This is a genomic window from Motilibacter peucedani (genome assembly GCF_003634695.1).
Lineage (GTDB): Bacteria > Actinomycetota > Actinomycetes > Motilibacterales > Motilibacteraceae > Motilibacter > Motilibacter peucedani.
In genome coordinates, this window is sequence record NZ_RBWV01000011.1 from 95309 (window position 1) to 111885 (window position 16577).

Genomic DNA, 16577 nt, shown 5'->3' on the forward strand with positions numbered 1-16577 from the left:
ACCGGTGCTGCCGCACGAGCGAGGGAGACGACCGTGGGCACGTCCGTCATGTTCATCCACGGGCTGTGGCTGCACGCCACGTCCTGGGAGCCGTGGATGGCGCGGTTCCGCGACGAGGGCTACGAGGTGCAGGCGCCGGGGTGGCCCGGTGACCGCGAGACCGTCGAGGAGTCGCGGCAGCACGCCGACGAGATCGCCGACCACGGCATCGACGACGTGGTCGACCACTTCGCCGAGATCATCCGCGGGCTGCCGGAGCCGCCCGTGCTCGTCGGGCACTCGTTCGGCGGGATGATCGCGCAGAAGCTGCTGGGCAGGGACCTCGGCAAGGCGGCCGTCGCGATCGACGCGGCGCAGATCAAGGGGGTGCTGCCCGTGCCGCTCTCGGCGCTGCGCGCGACCCTGCCGGTCTTCAAGAACCCGGCCAACAAGCACCGGGCGGTGTCGCTCACCGCCGAGCAGTTCCGCTACGCCTTCGCCAACGCGGTGTCCGAGGAGGAGTCCGACGAGCTCTACGCGCGGTGGACGATCCCGGCGCCGGGCAAGCCGCTCTTCGAGGCGGCTGCGTCGAACTTCAGCCCGCACTCCCCCGCTGCCGTCGACACCGCCAACTCCGGCCGCGGGCCGCTCCTGCTGATCGCGAGCGGCAAGGACCACACCGTGCCGGAGTCGGTGACCCGCTCGACGCTCAAGCAGTACAGGCACTCCGACGCCGTGACCGACCTGCACACGTTCCCCGACAAGGGCCACTCGCTGACCATCGACTCCGGCTGGGGCGAGGTCGCCGACACCTGCCTGGCGTGGCTGCGGGGGCAGTCGCTGTGAAGCTCGAGCTGGACGGCAGGACGGCCGTCGTGACAGGAGCCAGCAAGGGCATCGGCCTGGCCATCGCCCGCGCGCTGCGCGAGGAGGGCGTACGCGTGGCCGCGGGCGCCCTCCACGGCTCGGCCGAGCTGACGGCCCTGGTCGACGGCGGCGACGCTCTCGCCGTGCTCACGGACCTGACCACCGCGTCGGGGTGCCAGGAGCTCGTCGACGCGGCCGTGGACCGCTTCGGCGGCATCGACGTGGTGGTCAACAACGTCGGCGGGGTGCACCCGCGCACCGAGGGCTTCGCCGCCGTGACCGACGACGACTGGCAGTGGGCGCTCGAGGTCAACCTGATGTCCGCGGTCCGCGCGACGCGGGCGGCCCTGCCGCACCTCGTCGCGGCCGCGCCGTCCACCATCGTGACGGTCTGCTCGGTCAACGCGGCCCTGCCCGACCCCGGCGTCATCGACTACAGCGCGGCCAAGGCGGCGCTGCGCAGCTTCTGCAAGTCGCTGTCCAAGGAGCTCGGGCCAGCCGGTGTCCGCGTCAACACCGTCAGCCCGGGCCCGGTCGAGACGGCGTTGTGGCTCGGCGCCGGCGGGGTGGCCGAGACCCTGAGCGCGGCCCAGGGCGTCGACCCCGCTGCCGTGCGCAACGCGGCCGTCGCCGGCACGCCGACCCAGCGCTTCACCCGCCCCGACGAAGTGGCTCAGGTGGTCTTGCTGCTCGCCTCATCCACGGCCGGCAACATCACCGGCGCCGACGTGCTGATCGACGGTGGCATGGTCACGACGATGTGAGCCCCTTCTGCCGCGTCAGAGCGTGATGAGGATCGTCCTCGTGGTGCGCTTGCCCGTGGCCGTAGCCGTGACGACCAGCTGGTAGCGGCCGTGCGGCACGGGCTTGCCGCGCAACTTCTTGTTCCAGCGCAGCAGCACGGTGCCCTTGTGCGCGCGGACGCTGCCGACGCGTACGGGTGTGGCTGCCTTCCTGCCTCGCACGGGCGCACGTCGCACCGAGAGCGTGACCGTCGCGGCCCGGTCGAGGACGGCGCGGACGGTGACCGTCCGCGCCGCCAGCACCGAGCGGCAGGCGGCCTTCTTCGACACGGCGCACACGCGTACGCCGGGAGGCGTCGACGGCGGCTGCCGGGGAGTGGTCTGCGGTGGCGTCGGTGCAGGCGGCGCTGCCGGCGGGACAGCCGGCGGCGCTGGCGGCGCCGAAGCGGGGGGCGCCTGCGGCGGAGGGTCCTGGGCGGGAGGCTTCGCGGGGGCCAGCAGCGGGCCGAACGCGCCACCGTCGAGAACCACCCGGCCGACGGCGTTGGCGCCACGGTCGACGAACCACAGGTTGCCGTCGGCGCCGAAGGTGAAGTCGGTGAGCGTGTAGCCGTTGAACGTCGCCGTCGACACCCCGGTCAGGGAGCCGTCCGCCTCGATCCGGGCGAGGGTCGGACCGCTGGCGAGGTTGAGCAGGAAGTAGAGCCGCCCGTCGGGTCCGAGGCGCAGCGCGCGGGGCAGCGTGTCGCTGGGCAGGCCGAGCTGCCGCAGGTCGGTGATGTGCGGGGTGCCTTGCGCGTCGAGGTGGCCCAGCGCGCCGCCGAACGCCGGCGAGAACGTCGCGCCGGGGTCGAACATCGTGAACCACAGCCGCTGCTGGCCGTCGAAGCCGATGGACGTGACGTCGTAGACCGTCGGGTTGGCCGTGGGGACGTTGACCTGGTGGCCGGCAGCGTCGATGTGCTTGAGGTAGCTGCCTCCGTCGCCGTACCACGCCGTACCGTCAGGTGCCAGGGCGATCGGCGCCGGGGAGAGGTAGCTCGCCGAGAAGTCGTCGAAGGACCCGTCGGCGCCGATGTGGTCGACGTCGCTCCCACCCAGGGTCGTCGCCCAGACGCCGCCACCGGCAGCAGGTGCGAGGTTGCGGACCTGCTCGTTGACGTAGGCGACGTGGCCTCCGCCCTGCCCCGGCGTGTAGTGCCAGACGTCGGTGCCGAAGTCCTTGACGAACCACAGCGATCCACCTGACGAGACGAGCTCGTCGGGGCCGCTGCCCGTGACGGTCGAGTCGTCAGGGACCTCGAGCTCACTGACGTCACCACCAGTGGTGATGCGGCCGAGCCGGTAGCCGTAGGGCTCCGACCACCAGAGCGCGCCGTCGGGGCCGGCGGCGATGTGCTCGACGCGCGAGTCCGCGGTCGGGATGGTCCACACGTTGACCGACACCGCGGAGGCCGACGTGGTGGCGGAGGCAGGCGACGCGGAGCCGAACGCGAGCCCTAGCAAGGCGGCGGACAGGAGACAGGTGCCCCGGGTCTTGGTCGTCGTCACGGGACGCCACCCTAGGGAAGCAGTCGCGGGTCGCACCAGCCCTCGAGGGCAGACGTCTCGTCGTCCACGAGGATGTCCGGGCGGGCACACTCGCTGCATGGACGACCTCGTGCGCGCCGAGCTGCTCTCGCTGTTCGACCACGCCTGGCAACGCTTCACCACTCGACTCGACGGGCTCACCGACGACGAGCTGGTCTGGACTCCGACGCGAGACGCCCGCATCAGTCTTGCCTGGCGGTTGGAGCACATCGGCCAGGTGCTCACGGAGAGCCGCAACTGGACGTGGCTCGGCGCAGCTCCACCCCGCGCCGTGAGGCGGAGCTTCGGAACGGCGAGCGACGCCCGGGCTGCGCTGGACGCCGCGTACGCGGGCTGGCGGGCACTGCTGTCGTCCGTCGACGACCTGGGGGCTGCCGTCGGACCGGCTGCGGGTGCCTATGCGCACTCGACCCGGCTCTCGTTCGTGCTGCACGTCGCGGACGAGCTGGTGCACCACTGCGCGGAGGCGGCGATGCTGCGGGACCTCTACGCCGGCTGACCCGGCTCAGGGCCGCCCGAGGACGCAGAACTCGTTGCCCTCGGGGTCGGCCATCACGGCCCACGGCACGTCACCCTGCCCGACGTCGGCGTTGGCGGCACCGAGCTCCAGGAGCCGGGCCACCTCCGCCGGCTTGGCGTCGACCGGGTCCGGCAGCAGGTCGACGTGCGCGTGCGAGGCGAGCGTCGCGGGCAGGTGCGACGAGCCGACGAGCTCGAGGCACGGCCCCGCCCCCGTGCTCGCGCGCAGCAGGACCCGCTCGCCCGACTCCGCCACGACCCACCCGAGAGCGTCGGACCAGAAGGCGGCCAGCACCTGCGGGTCGGCGCACTCGACGACCAGTGCGGCGATCGGCCCCGTGCGGTCGTGGTCCTGCGGTGCCAGCACGCAGAACGCGCCGCCTTCAGGGTCGGCGAGCACCGTACGGCAGCCGTCGTCGGTCGTCCCGACGACTGTCGCGCCGAGCCCCTGCACCCGGGCGAGCAGCTCGGAGTGGTGGTCTCCAGAGGTCGTCGCGAGCTCGAGGTGCAGCCGGGTGCGCACCGCCTCGAGGTCTGGCACGGGCACGAGGTCGATGGTCAGCGTGTCGGGCACCGGCCAGCTGGCGTCGGCCGGGACGACGCTCGTGACGCCCGGCTCGCTGTCGTCGACGACCCACCCGAGCGCGCCGGCCCAGAACCGGCCGAGCGCAGCGTCGGAGCTGGCCTTGATGTTCACCTGGACCGGCCGCAGCGTCACGCCGCCCACCGTAGGACCCTTCCCGCGACCTGCGCGAGCGAGATCCGCAGGGGGTAGCGTGCACAGGTGCCCGAGGGTGACAGCGTATGGCGGGTGGCGCGACGGCTCGACGCCCGGCTGGGCGGGCGGACGGTCGTGCGGTCCGACTTCCGCGTACCCCGCTTCGCGACCGCCGACCTCAGCGGCCGCCAGGTGCTCGGCACCGACACGCACGGGAAGCACCTGCTGACCCGCCTGAGCGGCGGCTTGACGCTGCACACGCACCTGCGCATGGACGGGTCGTGGACGGTGCTCGCACCCGACAAGCGGCTGCCGCGCAGGGTGCATCCCCACGTACGCGTGCAGCTGGTCCTCGACGACGGCCAGCAGGCGTTCGCGGTGAAGATGCCGCTCGTCGAGCTGCTCAAGACCTCGGACGAGCACTCGGTCGTCGGGCACCTCGGACCTGACCCGCTGCGCGCGGACTGGGACGCCGAGGAAGCCGTACGCCGCCTGGCCTCCGTCCCCGACCGCCCGGTCGTCGCCGCACTGCTCGACCAGCGCTGCATCGCGGGGCTGGGCAACCTGTGGGTCAACGAGACGTGCTTCCTGCGCGGCTACGACCCGTGGACGCCGGTGTCGCTCGTCGACCTGCCCGCGACCGTGGACCTGGCCGCCCGGATGCTGCGGCACTCCGCCGACCACCCGGAGGCGGCGATGGTGACGACCGGCTCGACACGCCGCGGCGAGCAGCACTGGGTCGCCGGCCGGGCCGGCCGCCCGTGCCTGCGCTGCGGCACGACGGTGCGCGTGGTGGCCGAGGTGCCCGGTGACCCGGAGCGGCGGCGTACGTGGTGGTGCCCCAGCTGCCAGCCGCCGCGCCGCTCCGGCTGAGGACCGGAGCGCGGCGTCAGGGCAGGCGCTGGCCGGTGGCGCCGGTCGCGGTCCCGTCCTGGGTGGTGCCGCGGGCCTCGATCATGAGGATGCGGGTGCCGAGCTCGGCGCGGGGCCGGTGGCGCACGCCCTGCGGGACCGTGAAGACGTCCATCGGACCGAGGCTGACGGTCCGGTCGGGCAGCTCGAGTTCCATGCGCCCGCTGAGGACCACGAAGATCTCGTCTGCACGTTGCGGGGTTCAGCCGTGGGTCGAGCATCCCCCGCGGCGCTAGCGTCCGGGCGGCGAGTGGTCGGCCGCGCGGGCGAGCTGCCGCTCGAGCGCCTCCAGGTCGAGCAGCGACCACACCTGCACGATGCGCCTGTCCTCGAAGCGGTAGAAGACGTGCTCGGTGAAGACGATCCGCTCCCCCGTCGGCTCGAGCCCGCGGAACGTCTCGGCCGGGGTGCAGTCGAACCGGAGCACGCAGGCAACGTGGTCCTCGCCGGTGACCAGCAGCCGCACGTCATAGACGAGGTCGGGGATGCGGCGCACGTCGTCCTCGAGCAGCGCTCGGTAGTCCCGCAGCGTCATCGGGGCGTCGTTGTAGACGAGCTCGTCGGCGACGTAGGCCGGCAGGTCGTCGAAGCGCCGCTCGTCGAGAGCAGCGATGTAGTCGCGGTAGTGCTGCTCGAGAGATGCGCCGGGCGGCGTCGCGTCGTCCATGACGGCACTCTGCCACGGCGACCGTCAACTCGGTCTTGACAGCTGGGCAGTCGTCAAGCCAACCTTGACACATGGCACGTACGCACCTCTCCCAGCCGCTCGTCCAGGTCCTCGCGGTGTCGCTCACCTTCGTCGTGCTCGGCGGTCTCGTCGGCGTCGTCAGCGACGGCGACGTCGTCGACTCGGTCGCCGGCTTCGTCTGCGGCGTTGCCGCCGTCATCGCCGTGGGCTGCGTGGTCTGCCTGGCGCTGCAGCGTCGCGCGGCGAGGGCTGCACGCGACCGGCAGGTGCTCGACGACCTCGAGCCGCTGCGCTCCCCGCACCAGCCGTGACGGCACCCGTCGGGTCCGGCGCGCCGGCACCGGACCTCACCGCCGACGAGGCGGCAGCCGTCCGCGACGCCGTGGCGGAGGCGGTGCTCGGTACGCCGTCCGGCCTCCGCGACGCGCTCGAGAACGACCCCGACGCGTACCTCCGGCTGGTGGCCGCCAGCCGCGTCGCGGCCGAGCAGACCAGCCAGCTGCTGCGCGAGTCGGTCGCCGGCGCCCGGGCCGCCGGCCACAGCTGGGACACGCTCGGTCGCCTGCTCGGGGTGAGCAAGCAGGCTGCGCAGCAGCGTTTCGCCGCCGCGGCACCGGACCCCGGTGACCCTGGTCCCCACGAGCGCCGGGTCCTCACGCCGCTCACCGCGTTCGACGAGATGTCGGTGCTGGAGCGCGAGGGGCGCGCCGGGTGGCACGTCGTGAGCTACGGCCCCCTCTACCACGTGGTCGAGGCCTCGAGCACGCCGTGGGAGCACCGCCGGGTGCCGTGGGCGGTGGGCCGGCGCGCCCGCTGGGAGGCCGGGGGTTGGCAGCAGGTGCCCGGCCCGTCGTTCCCGTGGTCGTACTGGAAGCGGCCGGTGCGAAGGGACGGATCTGACCGTCCTCAGGGCGAGTCGTCGTGAGAGCTTGGAGACTCGTCGTGCCGACACCATCCAGATCGCGGGCTCGCTCGTGCTCCTCGCAGCACTTCTCGCAGCTCTGACGGGCCGGCTCGAGCAGTCGTCCTACGCCTACCTCGCCGCCAACGCGCTCGGCTCCGGAGTCCTCGCGGGAAGTGCGGTCTTCTCGCAGGAGTGAGGATTCCTGCTCCTGGAGGGCGTCTGGGCACTGGTCTCGGCCCTCTCGATCGGGCGCAAGCTCCGAGGTGCCCGGCCGAGTGCGGCCCACGAGACCACGAACCTGCGGAACCGGTGAACCTGCGGCCGACGAGTCCCGTCGCCGACTACCGTCACAGCACCATGAGCCGGATCACGCTGCAGTCCCACGTCACGCTCGACGGCGTCATCGAGTCGCCGCCAGAGGCTCTCCTGCCCTGGATCAGCAAGGAGGGGCAGCAGGATTCCCTCGCCCTCGCCCTCGCCGCTGACGCGCTGCTCCTCGGACGGGCCACGTGGCAGTCGCTCGGGCCGGCGTGGCGCGAGCAGTCCGGGCCCATGGCCGAGCGGCTCAACTCGATGCCGAAGTACGTCGTGACCTCGACCCTGAGGTCGTTCGAGGGATGGGCGAACTCCTCCGGCGTCCGCTACGACGACGTCGCAGGGTTGCGCGAGCAGAGCGACCTTCTGGTCTACGGCTGCGGATCGCTCGCTCGGGACCTGCTCCGCGACGGACTGCTCGACGAGCTGCACCTCAACATGACCCCGGTGGTGGCAGGCGGTGGGCGACGCCTCTTCGACGAACCGACGAGCCTGCTGACGCTGGACTTCGTCGAGACGCGGACCTATCCGACGGGAGCTATCCACCTCGTCTGCCGGCCGCGCGAGGTGGACGCCGCGAGCAGCTGACCGCAAGGACCACCGCTCACTGTCTGCGTCGCCACAGCCGCCATCGTGACTGCCTACGCCGCCGGTGGGTGTCCTCCAGCGGTTCGATGGCCACGCACCCGTTGACCGAGGACCTCCAATCCTGTGCCTCGGTCACCGTCAGCTCCGCGCAGATCGACCGGCCCGAGTCGTCCATGGACGCCAGTAGGCCCGGGCCGTCGCCGTGGATCTCGACGCAGATCGACCAGGCCGCGTAGACGCGGAGCGCGTCCATCAGAGCAGGGTCCGTCGGATCGACCTCGATCATCCCGATCCGGCGCGCCGTTCGATCCTGATCCTGGATGACGCGCTCGGCGGCGGCCACGTCAGCCGGCAGGTCGCGCCAATCACTCACAGGGTCCACGTACACACGACGGGCAAGTGGAGCCACTACGTCCAGCAGTGCGGCGCACACCGCCGTAGCCGCAGGGCGCGTCAAGCCCTCGCTCGCGACGGTGTACGTGCGCCGATGCTCCGTGTGTTCCACCCGTGCATCGTCTCCCAGTCGGGCGGGGAGCCGCTCAACGTTGTGCGGGCGCAGCAGCCAGGCGTTTCGTCAGCATGTGTTGACGCCGATCGACCCCGGACCTACCGTGGTCGTCAGCACATGCTGACGACGGGAGTACGAGTCGTGGAGGTGAGGTCCTTGGTGGCGCTCGCACAGGCAGCTGGCGACGACGACCCCCGGGCAGCGCTGCGGGCAGCCGCAGAGCTGCGGCGGGAGACCGAGCGGCTGGAGGCACAGCTGGTCCGCCGAGCACGCAACGCTGGACTGTCATGGGCGGAGGTCGCAGGGCAGCTCGGAGTCACGAAGCAGTCGGTGCACCGCAAGTACGGCGGTGGTGGCGTCCTCCGGCTCGGTCGACAGCCCTAGCTGTCGTCGGGACCGAAGGGCAGGGGGAGGGTGGCGCCGGGGTTGCGGTCGATGGCGTGGACCGCGGGTGCGGGTGGTCCGCCTCTCGGTGAGCAGATCTGGAAGAGGCCTGGTCTGTGGGGGTCGGGTTCGATGGTCCAGCCGTCGTCGTGGACGAGGTGGTGGCAGCGTTCGCAGAGCAGGACCTCGTTGGGCACCTCGGTGGGCCCGTGGTCGCGGGCCCAGTGCCGGACGTGGTGGGCCTGGACGTTGAGGTTGGTGCAGCCGGGGGTGATGCACCCGCCGTCCCGGACCCACAGCGCCTTGACGTGGGAGCGGGGCGCGAGCCGGGACTCGCGCCCGAGCGCGAGCGGCTCGCCCCACTCGCTGACGATGACCGGCGTGAGCTGGCAGGCGCAGGTCAGGCGTGCGAGCGCGGCGGGCCCGAACGCCCGGCCGACCAGGGCGGCGAGCCCGCTCGCCGCGAGCCCGGCCGCCGCCGCCGCTGCCGCGGCGCTCCCGCCGGCGGTGCTCTCAGAGATGTCTGACCGTTGGCCCTTGCCCGACAGTTCGCCGCGCAGGGTGGGCAGGTCGAGCACGAGGGAGACGTGCGGGGCGATCCCACCGACGGTGGGCGCGTTCCCGGTGGCGAGGGCGGTGCCGGCGAGCTGGACGAGCGCGTCGGCGGTGCGCTGGCCCTTGGTGCGCGGGTCGGGGGTGCCATCGGGCAGCGGTTGGCGGCCGGAGAACGCGTCGAACGCGGCCTTGACCAGCACGCCGTCGGCCGGGTCGAGCAACCCGCTCAGGCTCCACGTCCCGTCGAACCCGGGGGTGATGTTCACGTGCCGGGCGGCGCGCTGGCGTTCGGCGCGTTCAGTGGCCGTCTCGTCGGGGTCGACGACCTGGACGAGCCGGTCGACGGCGAGGCGGAGCTGGTCCGCGCTGGAGCGGCGAGCCAGCTCGAGCAGCGTGGACTCGGCCTCCTCCATGGTCGTGCCGACCCGGGCCCGGCCGCGGGTGAGCGCGTCGACGTGCGCCGCCTCGATCTCCGCTGACGCAAGGGCAGTCGCGGTGCCCGGCAGCTCGGTCAGGGTGCGAGCCCGGGCCAGCCGGGCGCGGGCGGCGCGCGGGTCGAGGCGGAGGTGGTGCCGGAGCCAGGCCGCAGTGTTGGGGGCGGCGTCGAGCCGGTAGGCCTCCCGGACATCGACCGCGGTCAGCGTCTGCGCTTCGAGCGCGTCGAGCCGCGCGCGGACCGCCGCCAGGTGCTTCAGCCGCGCCAACAGCCCTTCGGAGGTGACCGAGCCGACCACGTCACCGTCGCCGGACAGCAGGGTGTCGAGGGTGTCGGTCATCGACTCCCACGCCTGCTGCTCGGCTGCTGCGATCACATTCCAGAACCTACAAGCCACCACTGACAGAGTCGCCTCACAGACCAGGAACCCTCTAGCAGCAGGCACTTCGACCCGCAGAGTGTCATGAACCAGCTGAGCGGTAGTCATGGCATGCACAGCACAGTGGCACTCAGTGGTAACTGGCTCTGTGCAACATGGAGCGTACGGGCCCGACGCACGACCGGTTCGTGAGCAGTTGCATCCCTTACGCAGGCACAAGTCCTTGGTCTCGGCATGACTCCACTGCGCAGCAGCCAAGTGGCGTCCGCCGCCGGCGTCAACGTCCAGACGCTGAGGCACTACGAGCGTCGCGGACTGCTCGCCGAGCCGCGGCGCAGCCTTGGCGACCACTGGCTTTCGCACTCGTCGTCGCCGTCGCGACCGTGTGTGCGGTCGTGCTCCGTCGCCGTCCGGGCCGGCGCGCCGCACCGCCTACGACCGGCGACGGTGAGCGTCAGTCACCGGCCGACCTGGGGATGCCGCTCGCTCCGACGGCGGGCAGCCGATCCTTGAGGCCCTGAGCGAACGCGTCTCCCACGTCTTCCGCTCCGCGCTGCTGGTCGGCCAGACTGGCGCCGTGGAGCAGCACGAGTTCGGCGCGGCGGTGCGCCACCTGCGCGAGAGCACTGCGCCGGAGTCCGTCGGACTGCCGGCCGGTGGCCGACGCACACGAGGCTTGCGGCGCGAGGAGCTCGGTGAGCTCGCGGGGATGTCGGCCGACTACGTACGCCGCCTCGAGCAGGGCCGCAGCCACCCGTCGGCCGGCGTGGTCAAGGCCATCGCGCGCGGCCTCCGGGTCGGGCGCGGCGACTACGAGCGGCTGTGCGCCCTCGCGGGGTACGCCGCTTCGGACGGCACGGTGCCCACCCAGATGGGTCCTGGCGCGACGAGGCTTCTGGAGCGGTTCTCCGACACCCCGATGTTCGTCTCCGACGCGGCGATGAACCTCGTCGCCGTCAACAGCGCGTTCCTCGCCCTCGGTCACTGGGACCTGCCGGGCGACCCGTGGGACTGGAACATCGCCTGGCGGACCTTCGTCGACCCGTTCGAGTCGTTCCAGCAGTCGGCGGCGGACGCGGACGACCACCAGGCCGTCCTGGTGACCCAGCTGCGCAACGCACTGCTGCGCTATCCCGGCGACGCCGCGCTGGCCGCTCTGGTCGACGAGCTGCGCACCCGAAGCCGCCGGTTCGACGCCCTGTGGCGCGCCCCCCGGCCGGTCCAGGCATTCGAGAGCAGCGCCACCTTCGTCCGGCCGCGCGGCGAGTCCGTGACGCTCGTCGGCAACCTGCTGGCGATCCCCGGCGAGGACCTCGCCGCGCTGATGCTCACGGCGGCCCCGCGCTCGGACGACGCCGCGCGCCTGGCCGAGCTGGTCAGCGAGGCCGACGGCTCGACCGTCGTGAAGGTGGGCCAACTCGGCCCAGGATGACCGCGTCGAGACCTGCCAGGTTGGGTTCACCAACCCCGACACGAGAGCAGGTCAGGCGATGAAGGCAGTACGTTTCCACCAGTACGGCGGTCCTGAGGTCCTGGCGTTCGAGGACGCCGAGCAGCCCACCCCCGGCGCCGGGCAGGTCCGCATCCGGGTCGCCGCCACGTCGTTCAACGGCGTCGACGCCAACATCCGCGCCGGCTCCATGCAGGGACCGATCCCGGTCCAGCTGCCGCACATCCCGGGCATCGACGTGGCCGGGACGGTCGACGCGCTCGGTGCCGGCGTCGACACCGTCGCGGTCGGCGACGAGGTCGTCGGCTTCCTGCCGATGACCGAGGACGGGGCGGCGGCCGAGTACGTGCTGGCGCCGGCCGAGGTGCTGACCGGGGCGCCGAAGGGCGTCCCGCTGACCGACGCGGCGGCGCTGCCGATCGTCGGACTGACCGCGTGGCAGGCGCTCTTCGACCACGGCGGCCTGACCGCCGGGCAGCGGGTCCTCGTCAACGGCGGCGGCGGAGCGGTCGGCGGCTACGCCGTGCAGCTCGCGAAGGAGGCCGGCGCCCACGTCATCGCGGTCGCGGGGGCGAGCAGCGGCGTACGCGCCAGGGCTGCCGGCGCCGACGAGGTCGTCGACCACACCACCACGGAGGTGACGGCAGCGGTGACCGAGCCGGTCGACCTCGTCCTCAACCTCGCGCCCGTGACGCCCGACCAGCTGGCGGCGCTCCTGGCGCTGGTCCGCGACGGCGGCCGCCTCGTCAACACGACGGTCTGGATGCCGGCGCCGTCCGACGAGGCGCGCGGTGTGCGCGGCATCGACCTCTACGTCCGCAGCGACGCCGACCAGCTCGCCGACCTGGTCGCCCGCGTGAGCACCGGCGAGCTGCACATCGACGTCGCTGAGCGCGTCGCGCTGGCCGACCTCCCCGCGCTCCACGCCCGGGCCGCCGCCGGCGAGCTCCCCGGCAAGGTCGTCGTCGTCGCCCCCACCGCCAGCTGACCCAGAGAGGACATCGCATGCCCGTCCAGCAGATCGTCACCGTCATCGGCGCGACCGGCACCCAGGGCGGCGCGGTGGCGCGCGCCCTCCTGGCCGACGGCACCTTCGCCGTGCGGGCAGTGACCCGCGACGCCACCTCGGCCAAGGCGCAGGCCCTGGCCGAGGGCGGCGCCGAGGTCGTCGAGGCGACCCTCGAGGACCAGGACAGCCTCCGCAAGGCCTTCGACGGCGCCTACGGCGCCTACCTCGTGACGCCGTTCTGGGAGCACCGGTCCCCCGCGCGCGAGATCGACGAGGTGCGCAACCTCATCGGCGCCGCGCAGGCGGCGCAGATGCAGCACGTGCTGTGGTCGACGCTCGAGGACACCCGCGAGGTCATCGCGGACGACGACGACCGGATGCCGGTCCTCGGCGGCGACTACCGGGTGCCCCACTTCGACGTCAAGGGCGGCACTGCCGACGGCCTGTTCGCCGCCTCCGGTCTGTCGGTGACCTACCTGCTGATGTCGTTCTACTGGGACCAGCTCCTGGGCGATCTCAAGCCGCAGCGGGACCCGGACGGCGTCCTTGCCCTGCACCTGCCCGTCGGAGACGCTCCCGTCGCCGGCGTCGCCTCCGACGACATCGGCAGGTTCGTACTGCAGGTCCTGGAGCAGCCCGGCGACACCATCGGCGCGACGGTCCCTGTGGTCAGCGACATCCTGACCGGCGAGCAGATGGCGGCTGCCTTCAGCACGGTGCTCGGCGAGCAGGTGGCCTACCGACCCCTCACGGCTGAGCAGTTCCGCGGCTCCGGGTTCCCGAGCGCCGACGAGCTCGGCAACATGTTCCAGTACTACGCGGAGTTCCCCGAGTCCTACAGCGGTCGCCGGGCCGTGGACAGCAGTGCCGCAGTCAACCCGCAGCGTTCGACGCTCACCGACTTCCTGGCCACCCACCGCAGGCAGCTCGCTTGATCTCCTCGATGACTGCAGTCTTGGCGTCGGCGTAGGCGTTCATGTCATCCCACTCCCGGCTCAGCAGGGTCCGCTTCGTGCTCTCGTAGAGGGCACGGTCCTCCTCGTGCGAGCGCAGGTGGTCGCGGAGGAGCAGGTACTCGCCCACCGCGGCGTCACCCCGGCCGTAGACGTGCACGTGCACGTCGCGCGCCGGGGTGCGCACGAGGCGGTGGCCCGGCTCGCGCACCCGGAGCACGTAGCCCGCTGCCAGCAGGGCGTCCAGGTAGTCCTCCTCGGCGGTGATGTCGTCGACCGCGACGACGATGTCGACGATCGGCTTCGCCGCGAGGCCGGGTACGGCAGTCGACCCGATGTGCTCGACGTCGACATCCGCTGGTGCCAGGGCACGTCGGATGCGCCGCTCGTGCTCGCGGTAGACCACGGGCCAGCGCTCGTCGTAGTCGCGCAGCTGGAGCCGGAGCGGCTCGACACCACCCACCAGCTCGACGGTCGTGACGTCAGGACGGCGCGGCGTACGGCTGTCGTGCACCGCGCCATCCTGGCACTGTCGGTCGGTGGCTCAGACCAGCCCCAGCCCGCGGCGCCCGGTCTCGTTGAGGTCCTCGGGCCGGAAGCGGTTGGGCCAGCTCTTCTCGTAGTCCTCCGCGGGGAAGTCGCTGGGGCTGGCGCCGGTGAGGAACGCCTCACGCACGTGGGCTGCGTAGGCCTCGTTGCGGGGGCACCAAGGCGCGGCCGGGATGTACATGACGTTGCCCCAGCCCTGCTGGTCGGTGACCGGGTCGACGCCGTGGATCATGTCGCGGTGCCACCAGACGCTGTCACCGGCCTGAACGTCAGGGATGCCGCAGACGGCCTGCATGAGCAGGGGGTGCCACTTCTCGTTGGCCGGGAAGACCTTGTTGACGGTGACGCCGCACATGTCGTCGTCCGGGACGTCGGAGAGCAGCGGACGCAGCATGAGGTATGCCATGGCCTCAGGGATCGGCACGGTGTGCAGGACGCCCTGGTCGTGGGCCATGTCTGACAGCGCAGTCCAGCCCTGGAAGGTGCGGAACGCCGAGCACATCGTCGTGCCCGGGAACTGTGGACCGACGGTACGGTGCGCCGCGTCCCACGGGTCGTACTGCTCAACCGTGCCGTCGAACACGTGCCTGAACGCCAGCTGGTTCTCCTCGGTCATCCACAGGTCGAGGGTGCCGGGGTCGAGGTGGGTGCCGAGCCCGCCGGAGTCGGCGCCCGGCGGGCGGCGGCGGATGCGGTCGGGGTAGAGCGAGTCGCGGTCCGCGTCGAACCACTGCACACCTTCGGACTCGCTGGTCCACTGGGCGTTCAGCAAGCTCTGCACGCGAGCCATGCGCTCGCTCTGGCGTGCCTGCATCTGCGCGGGTGACCAGTAGATGGGGTAGATCTCGGGCCTCGAGCCGACACTGCCGAAGAAGTCGTCGCCGGGGCCGCGATAGTCCTTGAAGAAGGCGTTGCTCTCGACGTAGTCGAGGATGCCCCGATCCCAGGCGAGTGCCTGCTCTCGCGGGAAGTGGCCACGCACGACCACGCAACCGCGCCGGTACAGGAGGTCGAGCTGCTCGGGCGAGACGGTGCCGGCCTCGATGTCCGCGTAGTCGATGACCGGCCAGACCTGCTCGCCCCGCGCCTTGGCCGCAGCGATCTCCTCGACCCGCTCGCGCAGTCGCTCCTCCACGACGGCGAAGACCTGCTCCACCGTGCGACCGGACGCCTCGATCCGCGCTCGCAACGCCACCTTGACCTCCCGGATCGCGCCGGGGAGGTCGTCCGGCGTCGTCTCCCAGTGCGGCAGCGCCGGCAGGGCGTCGGTAGGCGGTGTCTCGGTGACGGTCATCAGGAGCTCCTCCAGTTAGGACTCTTTACTGGTCCAACCGTAGCCGGTGCCGACGTTCCAGGCAAGAGTCCTGACTAGACTCCCTCCGTGTCTGCGACCAAGCCCTCGCTGGCGCTGCTGCGGTCGCTCAGCGACGAGCACGTGCTGCACGCTGTGATGACGGGCGGCGCGGCGACGCGGGCCCAGCTGGCCACCGCCACGGGCCTGTCGAAGCCGACGGTGTCCCAGAGCGTGCAGCGCCTCGCTGACGCCGGCGTGCTGCGCGACACCGGCGACCGCACCACAGGTCGCGGCGGCGTGGGCGTCTACTACGCGCTCGCTGACGAGCTGGGCACGGCCCTGGCCGTCAGCATCGCGCCGGGCTCGGTCGTGGTGGAGTCGCTCGACGCGTACGGCCACGTCCTGCGCACGACGAGCACGCCTCTCACCCACCCCGTCGGACCGGACGAGGTGGCTCGAGGGCTGGCCTCGGCAGCCGGCCGCGCGAGCGTCGGCCTGGCTCCCGTACGCACGGTGTCGGTCAGCGCCGCCGACCCGGTCGACCGGACGTCAGGGCGCCTGGTGCACCTGCCTGACGCACCTTTCCTCGTCGGCGAGCTCGACCCGGTAGCCGTCCTGAGCGACGTGGCGGCAGGCGCAGTGGTGACCGTCGACAACGACGTCAACTGGGCCGCTCGGGCCGAGCGCGACGCGCGCACCGGCGCCGAGGCCCAGGACTTCGTCTACCTCTACCTCGGTGAGGGCGTCGGCCTCGGGGTGGTGAGCGACGGAGAGGTACGCCGTGGTTTCCGCGGCTTCGCAGGTGAGGTCGCGCACGTCGTCACCACCGGGCCCGACGGCTCAGCCATGGCGTTCACCGAAGTGTTCCGGGACCTGGACCTGCGCCTGCCGGACTCCAGCGCGATCGATGTCACCGCCCTCGTGGCGATCGTCCACGCTGGAGGCGGAGGAGACAGGGGGGTCACCCGCTCCCTCGGGCGGGCCGTGGCCGGAGTCGTGGCTGCCGCCGTCGCCCTGCTCGACCCTGCCTGGGTCGTGGTCGGCGGGCCGTGGGGCAGTGACGAGGCCGTCTTCCGCGCCCTCGGCGAGCACGTGCGACGGCTGACACGGCCGGTGACGTTCGAGCGCGCGCGCCAGGTCCGCGACGCGTCCCTCACTGGCGCCCGTCACCAGGCCCTCGCCGACCTCCGCGCCGGCATCGTCGCGGAGGCGGCTGCCAGGGACTGAGCGACCTCCG

The 16577-nt window shown here is 72.3% G+C and carries 20 protein-coding genes and 1 pseudogene; 13 read left to right on the forward strand and 8 right to left on the reverse strand.

The annotated features are described in order from the left end of the window. The first annotated feature begins 48 nt into the window (after positions 1-48). Positions 49-825 carry an alpha/beta hydrolase gene (locus CLV35_RS08700; RefSeq protein ID WP_121193483.1) on the forward strand — a complete coding sequence of 259 codons (777 nt, stop codon included), beginning with the start codon at positions 49-51 and terminating at the stop codon, positions 823-825. Continuing rightward, positions 822-1610: an SDR family NAD(P)-dependent oxidoreductase gene (locus CLV35_RS08705; RefSeq protein WP_121193105.1), complete on the forward strand. Its 789-nt coding sequence runs from the start codon at positions 822-824 to the stop codon at positions 1608-1610. Before CLV35_RS08700 ends, CLV35_RS08705 begins: the two co-directional genes overlap by 4 nt. A 15-nt stretch (positions 1611-1625) precedes the next feature. Here CLV35_RS08705 and CLV35_RS08710 read toward each other — a convergent pair whose 3' ends face one another. Next, the gene (locus tag CLV35_RS08710; RefSeq protein ID WP_121193106.1) at positions 1626-3140 is read right to left on the reverse strand and encodes a Vgb family protein; all 1515 of its coding nucleotides are present in this window, start codon (positions 3138-3140) and stop codon (positions 1626-1628) included. A 97-nt stretch (positions 3141-3237) separates the two neighbouring features. Between CLV35_RS08710 and CLV35_RS08715 the strand changes: the two genes are divergently transcribed. Then, positions 3238-3678 (forward strand): DinB family protein, encoded by a 441-nt coding sequence (locus tag CLV35_RS08715; protein WP_121193107.1) that lies wholly within the window; start codon positions 3238-3240, stop codon positions 3676-3678. 6 nt (positions 3679-3684) lie between these two features. Here the strand turns inward: CLV35_RS08715 and CLV35_RS08720 are convergent, their stop codons facing one another. Continuing rightward, positions 3685-4416 (reverse strand): VOC family protein, encoded by a 732-nt coding sequence (locus tag CLV35_RS08720; RefSeq protein WP_121193484.1) that lies wholly within the window; start codon positions 4414-4416, stop codon positions 3685-3687. A gap of 66 nt (positions 4417-4482) precedes the next feature. Here CLV35_RS08720 and CLV35_RS08725 point away from each other — a divergent pair, with 66 nt between their 5' ends. After that, entirely contained in the window at positions 4483-5289 is an 807-nt protein-coding gene (locus tag CLV35_RS08725) for an Fpg/Nei family DNA glycosylase (protein WP_121193108.1), read from the forward strand. Positions 5290-5305: 16 nt separating this feature from the next. Here the strand turns inward: CLV35_RS08725 and CLV35_RS08730 are convergent, their stop codons facing one another. Together CLV35_RS08730 and CLV35_RS08735 are read right to left on the reverse strand one after the other, a co-directional pair. Continuing rightward, positions 5306-5509: a cupin domain-containing protein gene (locus CLV35_RS08730; protein WP_269203908.1), complete on the reverse strand. Its 204-nt coding sequence runs from the start codon at positions 5507-5509 to the stop codon at positions 5306-5308. A 51-nt stretch (positions 5510-5560) separates the two neighbouring features. Further along, a complete protein-coding gene (locus CLV35_RS08735; RefSeq protein ID WP_121193109.1) occupies positions 5561-5995 on the reverse strand; it encodes an ester cyclase in 435 nt (144 codons plus the stop codon). A gap of 71 nt (positions 5996-6066) precedes the next feature. Here CLV35_RS08735 and CLV35_RS08740 point away from each other — a divergent pair, with 71 nt between their 5' ends. The 4 genes from CLV35_RS08740 to CLV35_RS08755 all read left to right on the forward strand — a co-directional run bounded on the left by CLV35_RS08740 (position 6067) and on the right by CLV35_RS08755 (position 7823). Continuing rightward, positions 6067-6327, forward strand: a complete 261-nt coding sequence (locus CLV35_RS08740) for a hypothetical protein (protein WP_121193110.1) — start codon at positions 6067-6069, stop codon at positions 6325-6327. Next, on the forward strand, positions 6324-6941 hold the full coding sequence (locus CLV35_RS08745) for a hypothetical protein (protein ID WP_121193111.1): 618 nt from the start codon (positions 6324-6326) through the stop codon (positions 6939-6941). Before CLV35_RS08740 ends, CLV35_RS08745 begins: the two co-directional genes overlap by 4 nt. A gap of 4 nt (positions 6942-6945) precedes the next feature. Continuing rightward, complete coding sequence (locus CLV35_RS20440) at positions 6946-7116, forward strand: hypothetical protein (protein ID WP_231121633.1); 171 nt, start codon at positions 6946-6948, stop codon at positions 7114-7116. A gap of 161 nt (positions 7117-7277) precedes the next feature. After that, complete coding sequence (locus tag CLV35_RS08755; protein ID WP_147431911.1) at positions 7278-7823, forward strand: dihydrofolate reductase family protein; 546 nt, start codon at positions 7278-7280, stop codon at positions 7821-7823. Between the two features lie 16 nt (positions 7824-7839). Here the strand turns inward: CLV35_RS08755 and CLV35_RS08760 are convergent, their stop codons facing one another. Further along, positions 7840-8196, reverse strand: coding sequence for a hypothetical protein (locus CLV35_RS08760; protein WP_183061885.1), 357 nt, complete (start codon positions 8194-8196; stop codon positions 7840-7842). A 515-nt stretch (positions 8197-8711) separates the two neighbouring features. Further along, a complete protein-coding gene (locus tag CLV35_RS08770) occupies positions 8712-10082 on the reverse strand; it encodes an HNH endonuclease signature motif containing protein (protein WP_183061886.1) in 1371 nt (456 codons plus the stop codon). Positions 10083-10319: 237 nt separating this feature from the next. Between CLV35_RS08770 and CLV35_RS20990 the strand changes: the two are divergent. The 4 genes and pseudogenes from CLV35_RS20990 to CLV35_RS08790 form a co-directional block, all read left to right on the forward strand. Further along, positions 10320-10442: pseudogene (locus CLV35_RS20990) on the forward strand (MerR family DNA-binding transcriptional regulator); the annotation flags it as partial. A gap of 220 nt (positions 10443-10662) precedes the next feature. Then, on the forward strand, positions 10663-11517 hold the full coding sequence (locus CLV35_RS08780) for an MmyB family transcriptional regulator (protein ID WP_121193117.1): 855 nt from the start codon (positions 10663-10665) through the stop codon (positions 11515-11517). A gap of 58 nt (positions 11518-11575) precedes the next feature. Beyond that, positions 11576-12523, forward strand: a complete 948-nt coding sequence (locus tag CLV35_RS08785) for an NADP-dependent oxidoreductase (protein WP_121193118.1) — start codon at positions 11576-11578, stop codon at positions 12521-12523. A 17-nt stretch (positions 12524-12540) separates the two neighbouring features. After that, positions 12541-13479, forward strand: a complete 939-nt coding sequence (locus CLV35_RS08790; RefSeq protein WP_121193119.1) for an NmrA/HSCARG family protein — start codon at positions 12541-12543, stop codon at positions 13477-13479. Here the strand turns inward: CLV35_RS08790 and CLV35_RS08795 are convergent. Further along, positions 13439-14011 carry a GrpB family protein gene (locus tag CLV35_RS08795; RefSeq protein WP_121193120.1) on the reverse strand — a complete coding sequence of 191 codons (573 nt, stop codon included), beginning with the start codon at positions 14009-14011 and terminating at the stop codon, positions 13439-13441. The genes CLV35_RS08790 and CLV35_RS08795 overlap by 41 nt on opposite strands. Before the next feature lie 30 nt (positions 14012-14041). Continuing rightward, positions 14042-15340, reverse strand: coding sequence for a DUF1479 domain-containing protein (locus CLV35_RS08800; RefSeq protein ID WP_121193121.1), 1299 nt, complete (start codon positions 15338-15340; stop codon positions 14042-14044). A gap of 87 nt (positions 15341-15427) precedes the next feature. On the opposite strand from CLV35_RS08800, the gene CLV35_RS08805 reads away from it, so the two are divergent. Beyond that, positions 15428-16567: an ROK family transcriptional regulator gene (locus CLV35_RS08805; protein ID WP_121193122.1), complete on the forward strand. Its 1140-nt coding sequence runs from the start codon at positions 15428-15430 to the stop codon at positions 16565-16567. The last annotated feature ends 10 nt before the right edge of the window (positions 16568-16577 follow it).

Excerpts from the sequence above, each read along its gene's own strand:
- CLV35_RS08735 (WP_121193109.1), bottom strand. The coding sequence starts at position 5,995 with ATGGACGACGCGACGCCGCCCGGCGCATCTCTCGAGCAGCACTACCGC.
- CLV35_RS08800 (WP_121193121.1), bottom strand. The coding sequence starts at position 15,340 with ATGACCGTCACCGAGACACCGCCTACCGACGCCCTGCCGGCGCTGCCG.
- CLV35_RS08755 (WP_147431911.1), top strand. The coding sequence starts at position 7,278 with ATGAGCCGGATCACGCTGCAGTCCCACGTCACGCTCGACGGCGTCATC.
- CLV35_RS08700 (WP_121193483.1), top strand. The coding sequence starts at position 49 with ATGTTCATCCACGGGCTGTGGCTGCACGCCACGTCCTGGGAGCCGTGG.
- CLV35_RS08785 (WP_121193118.1), top strand. The coding sequence starts at position 11,576 with ATGAAGGCAGTACGTTTCCACCAGTACGGCGGTCCTGAGGTCCTGGCG.
- CLV35_RS08740 (WP_121193110.1), top strand. The coding sequence starts at position 6,067 with ATGGCACGTACGCACCTCTCCCAGCCGCTCGTCCAGGTCCTCGCGGTG.
- CLV35_RS08715 (WP_121193107.1), top strand. The coding sequence starts at position 3,238 with ATGGACGACCTCGTGCGCGCCGAGCTGCTCTCGCTGTTCGACCACGCC.
- CLV35_RS08790 (WP_121193119.1), top strand. The coding sequence starts at position 12,541 with ATGCCCGTCCAGCAGATCGTCACCGTCATCGGCGCGACCGGCACCCAG.